The organism is Myxococcus sp. XM-1-1-1, assembly GCF_020037095.1.
Lineage (GTDB): Bacteria > Myxococcota > Myxococcia > Myxococcales > Myxococcaceae > Myxococcus > Myxococcus fulvus.
In genome coordinates, this window is record NZ_JAIQDH010000030.1 from 41,367 (window position 1) to 55,928 (window position 14,562).

Below are 14,562 nucleotides of genomic sequence, written 5' to 3' on the forward strand. Positions count from 1 at the left end.
GCGCCCGGGTGCTGTTGTCTGTCGAGCATGGAGAAGACTGTTCCGACAGACCGCGTGGAGTCACCCCAAGAGCCGTTGCCGGCGCTGGATGGCCCTCGCTGCCCGCGGCACCCCGAGGTGGAGGATGCCCAGCCCTGTCCTCGCTGCGGCGGGTTCTTCTGCGAAGCCTGTCTGCCGGACTTGCTCGTGGTGGAGCGGACGCACTGCGCGGACTGCCTTGCCCGCGACAAGGCGCCAGAGGCTGTCCGGACGGCGCTCCTTCGAGACCTGACCCGGGTGCAGGTGGGCGTCATCGCCATCCTCATCCTCGAGGCCCTGTTCAGCACGTCCCTCGCGCTGGGTGCGCCCCGTGGCGTGATGCTGTTGGGCAGCCTGTGTCTGATGTCGCCCATCATCGCCCTCACCTTGCTGTTCGCGAGGTCTCGCAGTGCCACGGTGGGCTGGGTGCTGTGTGTCATCGACCTCGGCATGGGGCTGCTTCAGCTGTTCGGGGGAGGCAATGCGCTCGTCGGGGCCGCCGTCCTGCTCGCGGGGGTGCTCGCCGCCTTCCAGCTCTTCAAGCTGGGAAGTCTCCCACGACTCACCGCCTCGCCGGACTGAAGACACCGCGTGCGTCGGGTTTCATGTCATCACCGCGCTGTGAGCCATTCACGATGAGGCTGCAACCTCTGTTTCGTGGGTGAGACGTCGATGCACCGCCGTGAACAACCGATGAATCAGGAGCACCACGGGTCCATGACGAAGCAGCCGACGGTGACGCAGTGGGGGACGGAGACCTCCGCGAAGGAGGTCTGGTCGAGGGTGGTGGCGGCGGCGACGCCCGCGTGGCGTGAGCGTCTGTCCTCCTACTGGGAAGACCTGTCCCAGGACACGGTCCTCTTCCACGAGGGCGACCTGGAGACGGACGCGCTGGAGGTCGGCCCCAGGCCGCTGGTGGTCTCCGGAAGTGTCCGGCTCGCGGGGCTATTGTTGGATGGGCATCAGGCGGACCACACGCTCCTGGTCGTGCTCGGGGAGCTGGACGTGGAGAACGTCGCCACGGTGTCCGCGATGTTCGTCGCGGGGGACGCGCGGATTCGCGGGCTGCTCTTCGGCGACTCGCTCGGGGACGACGTCTTCTGTGTCGGCGGAGGGCTGAAGGCGAGGGCGCTCGTCGAGCAGCACCACCACCTCTTCGTGGAGGGCGCGCTCGACGTGGACGTCCTCGTCGGAAGCAAGCTCACCGCGAAGGGCGCGCCGCGCAAGCGACTGGAGCCGCATGAGGCGCTGCTGCCGGGCGCATGGACCGGCGAGGACGAGGATGACGACGGCAACGTCACGGACTCCACGCTGGACACCCGGGGCCTGCGGGCGATGTTGCGCGCGGGGCAGCCCGTGCTGGCCGACACGAAGCTCGGGCCGGTGGAGAAGGCGCTCGCGGCCGTGCGGGAGAAGGTGGCGCGCGGGGAGAAGGCGCCCAGGCTCTCGCTCGCGCAGAAGAAGCTGAAGGTGATTCCCGACGAGGTCTTCTCCCTCACCGCGCTCGAGGGGCTCACGCTGGACTTCAACCCCATCGACGTCGTGCCACCGCGCATCGGTGAGCTCAAGGCGCTGCGCTCGCTCAGCCTCGAGGACCTGCCGGTGACGTCCCTGCCCGAGGAGCTGGGCCAGCTGACCGCCCTCAGAAAGCTCAGCCTGCGCTACTGCAAGCACCTCACGCGCCTGCCGGAGTCGTTCGCCGGCCTGGAGTCCCTGGAGGAGCTGTACCTCGACGCGAAGGGGCTGGAGACCTTCCCCGAGGTGCTCACCCGGCTGCCGAAGCTCAAGAAGCTCTGGTGGTGGCGCTTCTTCGGCACGCCGCCGGAGAAGCTGCGCGCCCTCGTCGACGGCCTGGGCCGCATGCCCAGGCTCACCCACGCGGGGTTCCTGCAAGGCGAGCTGGGGCAGCTGCCGGAGGACCTGTCGCCGCTCGCCCGTCTCCAGCAGTTCAAGCTGGGCATGGACAAGGCGCCCGAGTCCGAGGTGCGTCGACTGGAGGCCGCGCTGCCACCAGGGCGCCTGCACGTGGGGTACTGAGGCGCCCCTGGTGGCGTGCGAGGAGGCATGAGGTCGCCCGCGGGCATCCCGGGCGCCCGACACCTGTCGAGCGTCCCCGCGCGCCCGCGACGCTTACCGACGCGGCGGGTCATGGCCACATGAGGACATTCACCGCTGACTGGGGAGGTCGTGGGGATGCACCGTCTGTGGCGTCACCTCCGGAGATTCTTTCGTCTCCAGCCGGGCCGGCCCGCCTGGGCGTTGGGGATTCGCGCGGCGCTGGCCGTGACGATTCCGTACTCGCTCGCCACGTTGCTGGGCCTCAAGGACGCCGGATGGACGGGGCTCACGGGATTGCTGGTGACGCTGGCGAACCCGGGCGGCGCGTACCAGGGGCGGGCGAGGGTGATGGGGGCCGTGGCGATGCTCGGCGCGCTGGTGGGCACCGTGGCGGCGCTGGCGGGCGGGCGGTTGTGGCTGGACGCCACGCTGATTCTCGTGGGCGTCTTCGTGATGACCTTCGCGCGGTGCTACGGCGACACGGCGGGCTCGGTGGGGGAGAAGCTCGCGGTCATCTTCGTGGCGTCGCTGGGGGCGCACGCGGTGGAGCTGGACGCGGCGCTGACGCGCGGAGGCGCGCTGCTGTTGGGCGGCGGCTGGGCGATGCTCCAGTCGCTGGTGCTGTGGCCGGTGCATCCGTACCGCCCCTCGCGCCGGGCCATCGCGGACGTGTACCTGTCGCTGGCGGCGGGAGCGAGGGACCTGGCGACGCTGTCGCGTGAGGGCGCCTCGGCGGACACGTGGGCGGTGGCCACGGCGCGGCACCTGCCCCTGCGCGCGAAGATCGAGAAGGCGCGCCAGACGCTGGCGACCACGCGGGTGGGGCGCGCGGACGAGACGCTGCGCGGTGAGCACCTGCTCGTGCTGTTGGAGCTGAGCGAGCAGCTGCTCGGCGTGCTGTTCGCCCTGGAGCAGGCGATGGAGGTGGCGAGCCCCGAGCGCGGGCTGGGGCCGGTGCGCGAGGAGGTGGCGCGGGTGTGTGACTGGTCCGCGGACATCTCGGAGCGGGTGGCCAAGGTGTCGCTCTCCCCGGAGGCGGCGGCCGTCTTCTGGCCCCTGTTCCCGACCAACAGCGAGGAGCTGGGTCGACACGATTCGTGGCTGCGGGTGGTCCCCGTCTCGGTGACGGAGTTGCTCGCGCGCCTGCGGGGCCACTGCGTGGCGGCGCAGCGGGCCGCCATGGCCATGCGGCGCGGAGACCCGGTGTCGCTGGAGAACGCCCGGTCGCTGCTGCCCTCCGACGAGCGACGGCCGCTGCTGCAGCCCTTGCGCGCGAACCTGCACTCGCGCTCGGTGGTGCTGCGCCATGCGCTGCGCGCGGGGACGGTGGCCGCCGTGGCGCTGATGCTCACGCGCGCGTTGGGGCTGGGCGAGGCGTACTGGGTGGTGCTCTCCACCATCGGCATCCTGCAGCCCTACTCGGCGAACACGGAGGAGCGCGCGCTCCAGCGCGTCACGGGCACGCTATTGGGCGGGACGCTCGCGGCGGTGATTGCCACGCAGGTGGGCTCGCCGCTGGTGCTCATCGTGGTGATTGGGGTGCTGACGGCCACCTCCGTGTCGCTGTTGCCCCTCAACTTCGGCGCCTTCCAGATTCTGCTCACCCCGGACTTCCTCCTGCTCGCGACGCTGAGCGCGGGGGACTGGACGGTGGCGGAGAACCGCGCGCTCGGGGTGCTGCTGGCGTGTGTGCTGGCCTTGGCGGGGGTGTGGCTCTTGTGGCCCTACCCGGAGCGGCGGCGCTTCCCGGACGCGGCGGCGACGGTGCTGCTCGCGGATGGGAACTACTTCCGCCAGGTGGCGGCGAGCCGCGATGGACGCGAGCCCCGGGTGAGCGCGGCGCGGAGGGATCTGGGCCTGGCGCTGCTCGACGCGGAGGCCTCGTTCGAGCGGCTGATGGCCGAGTACCGGGGCCCCGCGCACCGGCTGGAGCCCGCGATGGCGCTGTTGACGTACTCGCGCAGGCTGGCCGCCTCGGTGACGGCGTTGGGGGAGCAGAAGGGCGTGATTGCCTCCTCGGAGGTGCTGGACGTGGTCGCGCACAGGGCGAGCGGCACGCTGGATGTGCTGGCGGAGTCCCTGCGCAAGGGACAGACGCCGCCGCCGATGCCCGAGCTCCCCTTGCGACGCATCGCGAATGACCCGGTGTCGGGGAAGCTGGTGGAGCGGGTGCCTCGGCAGTTGGAAATCCTCCATGGCGCGGTGGAGAAGCTCACTGTCGGATGATTCCGCGTAAGGGGTTTCCGCCAGTGATTGTTTCCGGTGGGTCGTGAGGGACGGTTCGGTGGCAACCCGGGTTCGCGGCCTCCGATAATCCAGACATGAGCCCCATCAACGAACTGAACCGCCGTCGCCAGCCCGTCGTCCGTCCGCCGGAGCCGCCGCCGGCGGAGAAGACGCCCGCCCAGGCGAAGCCGGCCGCGCCGAACCGCGTGCTGCGGGACGAGTCCCTGTTCGAGGCGCCGGGCGCGAAGCCTCGGCTGGAGCTCAACCCGCAGCGGACGTTGGCGGAGAGCCCCGCGACGCCGCCCAAGGGCGGCCGGCTGGACATCGAGGCCATCTCCAACATGACGGACCCGGTGGCGCGCAACCAGGCCATCACGGAGGGCTACTTCCAGCTGTCCAATGACATGGCGGGGCTGCTCGGCAAGGAGAACGCCAACTGGGCCACCTTCGGTGTCTGGGCATCCAAGCAGGCCGGGGTGAGCATCCGGCAGGAGGACCTGCCCAAGGTCTTCATGGACCAGCTCAAGAACAGCAACGCCTGGGCCAGTGGCCTGACGGCGGGCGCGCTGTCGGTGCTCAGCCCCGTGGCGCCGCTGCTGGTGGAGGGGCTGAAGGTCCCCATCCGGGACGCGCTCAACCGCGTCAGTGACGCCATCGCGGACGGCAACAAGAAGCTGTTCCAGGACATCGCCCCGGAGTTCCAGCGCTTCACGGAGACCTTCAAGGGCGACACGAAGTACGACGCGGCGAAGGTGGAGAAGTACCTGGCGGCGTTCCCGCCCGGGAAGGAGAACCTCAAGGCGGCCTTCGCCGACTACGCCAAGGCGATGTTCGAGAGCGACCCGAACAAGAAGGCGGAGCTGATGCTGGCCGCCAACAACCGCGTGGGCGTGCACGAGCAGTCGCTCATCCAGGGCGAGGTGGACCGCGCGCTCAACGCGCCGCTCAAGGAGACCTTCCGTCCCATCGCCGAGGGCATCGTGGATGGGTTCGGCAACGCGCTGCCGTTCCCCGGCAACCTCGCCTACAAGGGCGCGGAGGCGACGGGCCTGGTGGACAAGGCCATCGACAGCGTAGTGGACGCGCTGGCCGGCCAGTTCCGCCAGTTCGCGACCGAGCACATGATGAAGATTGGCCTGCCCAATGGCTCGCTCAGCCTGGGGGATGACATCACGCCGGGCAACCAGGGCGCCTTCCCCGAGCACCTGCGCACGATTGAGAGCGGCGACCTCAACCGGCTGCTGGGCCAGTACGACAAGACGCCCAACTCGCTGAGGGGCTCGTCGGCCAATGACTGGTCGAAGTTCGACCAGCGCATGAACTACATCGTCGACCTGTTCCGCTCCCGCCAGAGCGACCCGAGCCTCTTCAACGCGCCCTGAGGCGCGTCAGACGCCAGTGACAGCATTCCCGCCACGTGCCTTCCACCCTGGAAGGCGTGGAGGTGTGGAATGCGTCCTGGCCTCTGGCTCCTCGGCGTCGTCCTCGTCGTCACGGGCTGTGCCGGGGGCGACGCGTCTTCTCGCAGGGGGACGCTCCAGCAACGCTCCGGGTTGGCGCAAGACGCGTGGCCGGATGCGCGCGGCCGAGCCTGCTCCTCTGCTCCGGATGACCCCTGGATTCCAGGCGTCCAGCGTCCAATCCCAGCGCCGGAAACCCGTGTTCCAGGCATAGACGGAGACCCTCCAGGACGGCTCCCCGACGCGCCTTGACATCCCTTCCCGGGTGCAGTTGAACTGCGCGCGATTCGCAACTGCGAATCATTCTCAAGTTTCCGCGTGCCCCCGAGGAGGACATGGCGACATCGACCCTGCTGATGGTGCTGGGCCTCGCCGTGCTCCGTGGCGTCGCGCTTCCGGACGGACTCCATCGCCACCGAGCGAGGGCGCTGGGCGCGCTGTGCGTGGCGGCGTCCGTGGCGTTCGCGGTGAGGGCGCAGGGGTGGGGCGTGGGGCTGACGTGCGCGGTGGTGCTGGCCATGCTGGTGGCGCCGGTGCTGGCGCTGGCGGTGCCGCTGTGGCCCCGGGCGACGCGCTTCGTCTGGCCGGTGTGCGCGCTGGGGCTCGCGGGCCTGTGGCTGGGAGGCGCCTGAGGATGGCGCACCAGCACGGAGCCGCGCGAATCTCCGCCGCCGTCACCGCGGCCCCCGCCGCCGCCGTGCTGGCGAGCCTGGCGCTGCCGGCGGTGCTGCCCGTGGCGGAGGATGTCCGGTTGTTGCTCGCGCTGCTCGTCGTCCTGCCCGCGGTGGCCACCGGCGTGTGTCTGGCGTTGCTCTCCCGGAGCGGCGCGCGCGCATGGGGCGGCTGCGCGCTGGTCTGCGCCCTGTCGTCGCTCGTGTTGGTGCTCACGTGAAGCTGTCGCCCCGGGCCTACGAGATCCTCTGGGACGCGCACGCCTGGGCGGGCGTGCTGTCGTCGCTGGTGCTGTTCGTGACGTTCTTCCTGGGCGCGTTCGCCCTGTTCGCGGAGGAGCTGTCGCCCTGGCAGGAGCCCACGTTCCGCGCGCCCGTGGCCGTGACGGAGGCGCGGGCCGTGGAGCTGGCGCAGCAGCTGGCCGAGGCGGAGACCCGGGCGCATCCCGTCTGGTTCGGCATCTCCCTGCCCACCTCCGAGGAGCCCTGGCTGCGGCTGTGGCGCATGTCTCCGGACGGGGCCATCAAGCCGCTCTGGGTGGACCCGGTGTCCGGGCGTCAGCTCGGAGAGCGAAGCGACCTGGGCGAGTTCCTCAACGCGATGCACTTCCTGGAGCCCATCCCCGGCGGCGCGCACCTGACGGGCATCGCGTCCGCGGTGCTGGTGCTGCTCATCGGCACCGGGCTGCTGCTCCAACTGGGCCGCATGCTGCGAGAGCTCGTCCAGTTCCGCCCCAAGGGCGCGCGGCGGGTCATCTGGTCGGACGCGCACAAGGTGATTGGCGTCATCACCGCGCCCTTCCTGCTCGTCTTCGCGGTGACCGGCGGCGTCCTCTGGCTGGACGACTGGTTCGAACCCGCCGTGGTGAAGACGTCGCTGGACGGCGACCTGAAGGCGCGTGAGCGCATCGTGGACTGGCCCACGCCGCCCGCCGCCGTGGGGCGCGATGCCGGCGCGCCGGACCTGGCGCACGCGCTGGCCGTGGCGAAGCAGCGCTTCCCCCAGTCCGAGCACAGCCACTTCTTCTTCGACCACCTGGGGGACGAGAACGGCACCGTCCACCTGCCGGGTGAGCGCGAGGGCACGCTCCACGCCTTCACCCACGTGCGCGTGGCCCGCACGGGGGAGCTGCTCTGGGCGCGCGAGACCGGGGGTGGGACCCTGTACTCGCAGGTGATGGACCCCCTGTACGGCCTGCACTTCGCCACCTGGGCCCGCTTCCCCGCCAAGGTGCTCTACGCGCTGCTGGCCTTCGTCTCCGCGTTCGGCATCCTCGCGGGCAACCTCTTGTGGCTGGAGCGCCGGCGCGCGAAGGGGCAGGGCCGCTTCGACACCGCGCTCGCGAAGCTCACCTCGGGCTTCTGCGCGGGGCTCGCGCTCGCGGTGGGCGGCGTCTTCGTGGCCAACCAGCTGCTGCCCGCGGACCTGCCCGAGCGGCCCTTCTGGGAGCACACCGTCTTCCTGGCCACGTGGGCCCTGTCCATCGCCAGTGCCTGGCTGGACGCCTCGCCCGCGAGGCACGCGCGCCGGCTGCTCTGGGGCGCGAGCGTGCTGCTGTTCCTCGTCCCCCTCCTCGACGCGGCGCGGACCGGGCGGCTGCCCTTCGCCTCCGGCTCCGCGCACCTGCTGGCGACGGAGCTGGGCCTGTTCGCCCTGGTCCTGGTGCTCGTGGGCGCCGCGGGCGTCATCCGCCGCCTCCAGCGGCCCCCGGTCCTTCCTTCCACCGCACCGGTCGAACCGGAGGCCCCCGCCCCCGTGCCGACCTGAGCTTCACCCCTCCCCCCCGAAGACGGAGTTGTCCCCATGAGTACGTTCCGCCGTTTCGCCACGGCCTCGGCCGCCACCTCGCTGCTGCTCTCCTCCGCCCTGGTGGGCTGCGGTGACGACGACGACAAGACGCCGCCGGACCCGACGCCCACGGAGAAGCCCGCCTACAGCCTGGCCACGACCGTCTCCCAGACGAACGGCGCCGTGACGTACGTGAGCCTCTTCGACTCGCTGGACATCACCAGCCTGGACCTCACCAAGGCCAGCGAACACTCCGGCTACGCCACCATCGGCGCCGTCGAGGGCCAGCTCTTCGTGGGCGACGGCGAGAAGCCGGAGATCTCCCGCTTCACCGTCGGCGATGACGGCTCGCTGGTGGCCGCGGGCCGCATCAGCTTCGCCAACTACGGCTTCACCGCCTCGGCGCCGCTGTACCTGAACCAGTTCGTGGACTCGACGCGCGCGTACATGTCGCTGGAGGAGTCGCGCCGCGTGGTGTGGAACCCCACGACGATGCAGATCTCCGGCACCGCCGACGCGCCGGGCCTGGTGCGCGAGCGCGAGGGCCTGGTGGTGAAGACCGGCTTCGACCGCGCCCGCGTCACGCGCGGCAACGACGTGTTCCAGGCGTTCTACTGGACCGACGGCAACTACTTCGACTTCCTGCCCACGTCTCAAATCGCCGTCTACTCGAAGGCGAACGACAGCCTGGTGAAGCTGCTGGACGCGCCCTGCCCGGGGCTCGACGTGGCGACGCAGGACGAGGCCGGCAACCTCTACTTCAGCAACTGGGTGTTCAGCAGCGCGGCGCCCCTGCTCAAGGACGGCGCGCCCGATACGTGCGTGGTGCGCATCAAGGCGGGCGAAACGGAGCTCGACGCCGCGTGGACGCGCTCGCTGTCCTCGCTGGTGGGCGGCCGTCAGACGGCGGCGTTCCGCTACCTGGGCAACGACGTGGGCGTGGTCGCCGTCTTCCACCATGAGAACGTGGACATCACCCCGACGACGGCGCCCGGGGTCATCACCGGCGGCCTGCACTGGAAGCTCTGGCGCGTGAACCTGGCGAGCAACACCGCGACGCCCATCGACGAGCTGGGCTTCATCGCGGGCGGCTACTACGCCTTCACCCTCGAGGGCCGCACCTTCCTGCTGCTGCCCACCGCCGACTACGCCCGCACGGCCGTGTGGGAGCTGGGCGTCAGCGGCACCCCGGTGAAGCGCTTCGAGGTGCAGGGCTGGGCCTACCAGTTCCTCCAGGTGCGCTGAGGCGTCGCTTCCTCCTCGCGCCCGGGTGCATGCGGGCGCGAGGGTGACTTCCGTCAGTACTCGAGCGTGCCCTTGAGCCAGCCCGCGCGGCCGGGCCGCTCGACGCCGTAGTAGTCGAACACCTTCGCGTCGGTGAGGTTCTCCAGTTCCGCCGTGAGCCCCACGGTGAGCTTGCCCCGGCGCACGCGGTAGCCCACGCCCGCCGCCTGGACGAACTGCGCGTCCAGGTCGTCCTTCGTGGACTCCAGCCCCAGGCCCTCCCAGTTGCGGAAGAAGCCGTGCACGTAGCGCGTGCTCCAGAAGGGCGACAGCTCGTCCTCCGCGAGCGCCAGTCCGCGCAGCGACAGGCGGGCCGTGGCGTTGGCGAAGAGCCAGGGCCTGTTCGGCAGGCGCCGGCCGTCGAAGTCGCCGAACGTCCCCTCGCTGGACGCGTTGCGCGGGTCCTGCGCGGTGGCGTTGGCGTCCACGCTGAACAGGCCGCCCGGTGACGTCCACCCCGCGGACAGCTCGACGCCGAGGATGCGGGCGCCGTACACGTTCTGGTAGCTCCAGTCGCGGTCCCTCCCCGTGAGCAGGATGAGGTTGTCGGCGAAGCGCGCGAAGCCGTTGACCTCGCCCCGGAAGCTGCCCGCGCGCGTGCGCAGCGGCACGGTGGACACGCTCAGGTTGAGGTTGTGGCTGTGCTCGGGCTCCAGGTCCAGGTTCTCCAGCACGAGCACGCCATTGCCGAAGACCTCGTCCGCGCGCGGCAGCCGGGTGGCGCGCTCGTAGCTCGCCTTGAGGTAGAGCGGGGTGCCCAGGCGCAGGCGCATCGACGCGCCGCCGCCCAGGTGGTGGAGGCCCTTGTCCTTGTCCAACCAGCCGCCCACGGCCAGGGGCTGCCGGGCGCGCCCCTGGTAGAGGTAGTCCTTGCCGAAGACGATGACCTCCAGCGCGTCGTCGAGCAGGTCGACCTGGTACTCGAGCCCGGTGACGAAGGTGAGCTGGGTGCGCCGGGGCGCCAGGCTGTCCGGGTCGCTGGGGCTGGCCCGGCGGCGCTCCTCGCCCGTGCGCGTCGTGACGGTGGGCGCGAGCGCGAGCCGCAGCGTGTGTGACGCCGCCACGTCCCAGCCCACGTTGACGCGGCCATAGGCGGTCTGCTGCCAGACGGTCTGGTCGATGGCGCCGCCGCCAATCTCGCCGGGCAGCTCGCGCGGGAAGACGCGGTTGCCGAACCAGTCGTAGCTCCACTCGGCGATGTCGACCAGGCGGGTGGCCTGCCACGCGTAGCCGGCCAGCGCGTCCAGGCGCACCGTGGGCGAGAGCGTCTTCGCGTAGAGCAGCTGCGCGCCCAGGGAGTCGGCGTCGTACGTGGCTTCACCGTACGGCGCGGCCATCACCAGGTTGTGTTGCAGCTGCTTGTCGTTGCGGGAGCCGAAGGCGCGCAGGACGACGCGGTCCGCCCAGGACAGCTCGGTGAAGCCCACCTCGACGCCGCCGCCGAGCGCTTCGTAGCCGTCGTGGAAGCGCTTGACGGTGACGGGGCGGAGGTTGCCCCGGTCATCCGCGGCCTCGACGTCGATGGCGTAGTTGTTCTTCGTCGTATCGGCGAAGAAGTGCGCGCGGGCGTAGAAGCCCGTCGGCGCGGGCTTGTAGCCGCCGCCCAGCGTGAGCCGGAGCGTCCCGAAGGCGCCGCCCTGGAGTGACACCGCGCCGTGCGCGCCGGGCTCCAGCGGCGTGGAGGTGAGGTTCACCGCGCCGCCCAGCGCGTCCGCGCCGTAGCGGATGGGGACGACGCCCCGGTAGAGCTGGATGGAGTCCACCAGGTTGACGGGGACGTTGGCGATGCCGAACGGATAGCCAGACAGGTCCAGCGGCACGCCATCGAGGAAGAAGCGGACCTGGTCGTCGGTGAGGCCGTTGAGCGTGAAGGAGGCGGAGCTGCCCAGCCCGCCCGTGCGGCGCACCTCGACGCCCTCCTGCGCGGCCAGCACCTGGCCCATGTCCACCGAGCGGGCCCGCGCGCGCTGCACGCTCACGACCTTCACCGCCTCGGCGGATTGCCGCTGGCGCTCCGCGTCCGAGCGTCCGGACACGGTGGTCTCCCGCTTCTTCTCCTCGGGCGCGGTGGCCGTGGCCTCGGCGGGCGCGGTGGGCGCCTCCGTCGGCGTCTCCGGAGTGGCGACGGGTGGCGGCGTGTCGAGCTGGAAGGTGTGGACCAGCTCGATCTGACAGGCCACGGGCTCGCCGCGCACGCGCGCGGGCTCGAAGCGGAAGGAGAGGCTCGCGGTGCGCACGGCCTCGTCGAAGGCGGGGCCCGCCGAGCGGACGACCTCCGAGTCGGTGACGACGCCGGTCTCATCCAGCGTCAGCCGCAGCACCACCTCCCCCTCGCGCCGCGCCGCCTGCTCCGCCTGGGGATAGGGCACCACCACGCTGTCGATGCGGCGGGGGACCTGGACCTCGTCCGTGGGCGGTGCTTCCTGAGTCGCCTCGGCGCCGGCGGGCGCCTGTTCCGATGAGGCAGACGAGGCCGGAGGCGGCGAGGCCACCGAGAGCAACAGCGCGAGAGGGGTGACCGGCAAGAACATCCGCAATCCCGGACTAGTTGGTTCTGCGACGCAATCTCAACGAGCGCCGGAGCCGGTATCAGGGATATGGGGTGGGGCGGTCAAGGCGCGCGGCGGAGAAGGCAGAAGCCCCAGGCTCGGCAGCCGCAAGCCGTCGCGATGCTGGCGGTTGCGCGGGATGCCCGCCCCCCTGTGCAGGGAGCGGGCACGGCGGGGAGCCTCGGGGCCTCGCCCGAGGCCCGGCACGTCGTCACTGCGCGATGGCGCCCAGCTCCGACTCCGCCGGGTCGATCTTCGCCTCGGTGCCGCTCCACACGAACGGGATGCCCGGCTGACGGTAGAGCGTGGCCGGGATGTCCTTGGCCAGCTGCGCGTGGAGCTCGGGCAGCTGGGACCAGTGCAGCCCGTGCTTGGTGTGGTGCGCGGTGTGGTAGCCCAGGTTGCCGGTCATCAGGTTGTAGCCCTTGTGGAGGATGTTGTACGAGGCCTGCGAGTGCTCCGTGACGTCCAGCCCCACGTGGTGGAAGTAGGTGGCCCAGACGGTGACGTAGAGCGACACCGCCATCGGCAGCAGGAACACGAAGAGGGCGTTGTACCAGTTGTGCCAGAACAGCACGCCCAGCAGCGCCACCTGCAGCGCGCCCATGCCCAGGAACACGCGCAGCGCCTTCGGATGGGACAGGCCCACGCGGTACGCGCGCGGATACGCCATGAGCCAGTTGAGGACGGAGAACTCCACCTCACCCATGGTGGTGCCGTCGGCGCGCTTCCACCCGGCCTCGTCCTTGGTCTGGTCCAGGTAGTTGCGGTGGTGGCCCACCACGTGGTGCAGGAACCACGCGTGGGACGTCACGCCCGTCTGGAAACCGAACATGATCTCCAACAGCCGGTTGGGCAGCGCGTGACGGAACATCGTCACGTGCTGGTGGTGGTGGTTCCAGGCGCTGATCCACCCTTTGGGGATGACTCCGAGGCCGAGCCAGAGGATGGGCAACCACCAGCTCGTCGCCGTGAAGAAGACCGTCAGGTCCAGGGCGAACATCAGGGTGAACAACAGGACGGGGATGCGGTCTCGGGGATGTCGGAACAAGGTCATGCGGATTCCACTGCCGGGGGGAGGGGGGCTTCCAGGGAAGCGGGGTGAAGGGTGGACCGCTCTCGCGGGATGATTCTGCCCGTGACGCCCTGGGGACGCACCACGCCGAAGAAGAAACCCTCCTCGAAGGGCTCCGTCGAATCGACGTGGATGCGCGCGCGGGCGCTCAAGGTGGCCAGCGCCGTGCGCAGGTACACCATGGCGAAGTCCCCGGCCACGCAGGCCCGGGGGCCCCGGCCGAAGGGGAAGAAGTGCCCGCTGCCGAGCGGGTCTCTCGCCGCGCCCCCGTGGAGCCAGCGCTCCGGGTCGAACGTCTCCGGGCTCGCCCAGTGGCTCGGGTCGCGGTGCAGGTGCTGGTTGGACACCATGAGCGTGGTGCCCGGCGGCAGCGTGACGCCCGCCAGCCGCGAGGGCGTCAGCGGCGAGCGGCGCATGAAGACGCGCACCGCGGGCAGGATGCGCAGGGCCTCGTACGCCACGGCCTCGCCCCACGGGGCCTCGGCCACCAGCCGCGACAGGCTCAAGGGGCCTTGGGCCAGCGCGTCGGACTCCAGCGCCAGCCGTTCCAGGGTGGCGGGGTACTTGTTGAGTTGATGGAAGGCACCCACGAGCGTCGTGCTCGAGGAGAACACACCCCCGAAGAAGAACCCGCCGAGCAGGTGGGCGTGCACCTGGTCGTCGAGTCGGGGCATCTCCCGCAAGGTCCACGACATCAAATCCACGGCGGTGGAGGAGCGCGCCTGCCTGGCCTCGTGGATCTTCCGGGCGAACACGCCGTAGAAGCGCTCCTTGGCGGCCTCGAAGCCCTTGGGCGCCGAGACGAACCGCAGCGGCAGCTTCGCCTGGATGCGCGCGTCCGCGCCCGCCGCCAGCAGCATGAAGTCGTCGTAGTACGACGCCGGCAGCTTCTCGCCCACCGTCGCCACGCAGAACGCGTCGAACGTCATCTTGCGCAGCGTGGGCGTCAGGTCGACGGACGGGTGCGCGAAGCAGGCCTCCACCGATTCGAGCAGCGCCCGGCGCAGCGGCTCCACCTGGGCCGCCTGCCACGCGGGCGTCCAGGGCTGCGCCAGCGGGTCCATGGCGTGCTTGCGTGACCAGTCGTCACCCTGCTCGGCGATGAAGGGCGTGTCGTCCGTGGTGGAGTGGCGGATCTGCTCGCCGATGTTGCCCTTCTCGAACTCCAGCCGCCGCGTCTCCATCACCTCGTGGATGACATCCGCGTCGTTGAGGATGAGCGCGGGGGACGGCCCCAGCCACGCCACGGTGACGGGGCCGTACTCGCGCGCGTAGCGGGCGCAGACCTCCCAGGGCTGGGTGCCCAGGAAGTCACCCAGGTTGCCCAGCAGGCCCGGCGTCGGCCCGGGCAGGCTCGCCAGGGGCGCGCGGCGGCCGCCGAAGAACAGGTTGAAGAGACCTCGGGAGAGCAGGTTGGGCACGCGCGTCTCCA

Annotated in this window: 11 protein-coding genes; 8 read left to right on the forward strand and 3 right to left on the reverse strand. The window is 70.9% G+C overall.

Annotation, left to right across the window (positions count from 1 at the left end):
- Positions 1–27: 27 nt before the first annotated feature.
- From K8640_RS37635 to K8640_RS37670, 8 genes are all read left to right on the forward strand, one after another.
- Positions 28–600 (forward strand): hypothetical protein, encoded by a 573-nt coding sequence (locus tag K8640_RS37635; protein ID WP_141332636.1) that lies wholly within the window; start codon positions 28–30, stop codon positions 598–600.
- Between the two features lie 135 nt (positions 601–735).
- Complete coding sequence (locus tag K8640_RS37640) at positions 736–2,055, forward strand: leucine-rich repeat domain-containing protein (protein ID WP_223751511.1); 1,320 nt, start codon at positions 736–738, stop codon at positions 2,053–2,055.
- A 156-nt stretch (positions 2,056–2,211) separates the two neighbouring features.
- On the forward strand, positions 2,212–4,302 hold the full coding sequence (locus K8640_RS37645) for an FUSC family protein (RefSeq protein ID WP_223751512.1): 2,091 nt from the start codon (positions 2,212–2,214) through the stop codon (positions 4,300–4,302).
- A 95-nt stretch (positions 4,303–4,397) separates the two neighbouring features.
- Positions 4,398–5,684: a DUF2515 family protein gene (locus K8640_RS37650; protein ID WP_223751513.1), complete on the forward strand. Its 1,287-nt coding sequence runs from the start codon at positions 4,398–4,400 to the stop codon at positions 5,682–5,684.
- Between the two features lie 413 nt (positions 5,685–6,097).
- Positions 6,098–6,394: a DUF3325 family protein gene (locus K8640_RS37655; protein WP_141326279.1), complete on the forward strand. Its 297-nt coding sequence runs from the start codon at positions 6,098–6,100 to the stop codon at positions 6,392–6,394.
- A 2-nt stretch (positions 6,395–6,396) separates the two neighbouring features.
- Complete coding sequence (locus K8640_RS37660; RefSeq protein ID WP_223751514.1) at positions 6,397–6,654, forward strand: hypothetical protein; 258 nt, start codon at positions 6,397–6,399, stop codon at positions 6,652–6,654.
- The gene (locus K8640_RS37665) at positions 6,651–8,201 is read left to right on the forward strand and encodes a PepSY domain-containing protein (RefSeq protein ID WP_223751515.1); all 1,551 of its coding nucleotides are present in this window, start codon (positions 6,651–6,653) and stop codon (positions 8,199–8,201) included. Before K8640_RS37660 ends, K8640_RS37665 begins: the two co-directional genes overlap by 4 nt.
- A gap of 36 nt (positions 8,202–8,237) precedes the next feature.
- Positions 8,238–9,467: an MxcI gene (locus tag K8640_RS37670; protein WP_223751516.1), complete on the forward strand. Its 1,230-nt coding sequence runs from the start codon at positions 8,238–8,240 to the stop codon at positions 9,465–9,467.
- Between the two features lie 53 nt (positions 9,468–9,520).
- Here the strand turns inward: K8640_RS37670 and mxcH are convergent, their stop codons facing one another.
- The 3 genes from mxcH to K8640_RS37685 form a co-directional block, all read right to left on the reverse strand.
- Positions 9,521–12,037: a TonB-dependent siderophore myxochelin receptor MxcH gene (gene mxcH / locus K8640_RS37675; RefSeq protein WP_223751517.1), complete on the reverse strand. Its 2,517-nt coding sequence runs from the start codon at positions 12,035–12,037 to the stop codon at positions 9,521–9,523.
- A gap of 229 nt (positions 12,038–12,266) precedes the next feature.
- Positions 12,267–13,112 carry a fatty acid desaturase gene (locus tag K8640_RS37680; protein WP_223751518.1) on the reverse strand — a complete coding sequence of 282 codons (846 nt, stop codon included), beginning with the start codon at positions 13,110–13,112 and terminating at the stop codon, positions 12,267–12,269.
- Complete coding sequence (locus K8640_RS37685; protein ID WP_223751519.1) at positions 13,109–14,551, reverse strand: cytochrome P450; 1,443 nt, start codon at positions 14,549–14,551, stop codon at positions 13,109–13,111. The genes K8640_RS37680 and K8640_RS37685 overlap by 4 nt, the downstream gene beginning before the upstream one ends.
- Between the last annotated feature and the right edge of the window lie 11 nt (positions 14,552–14,562).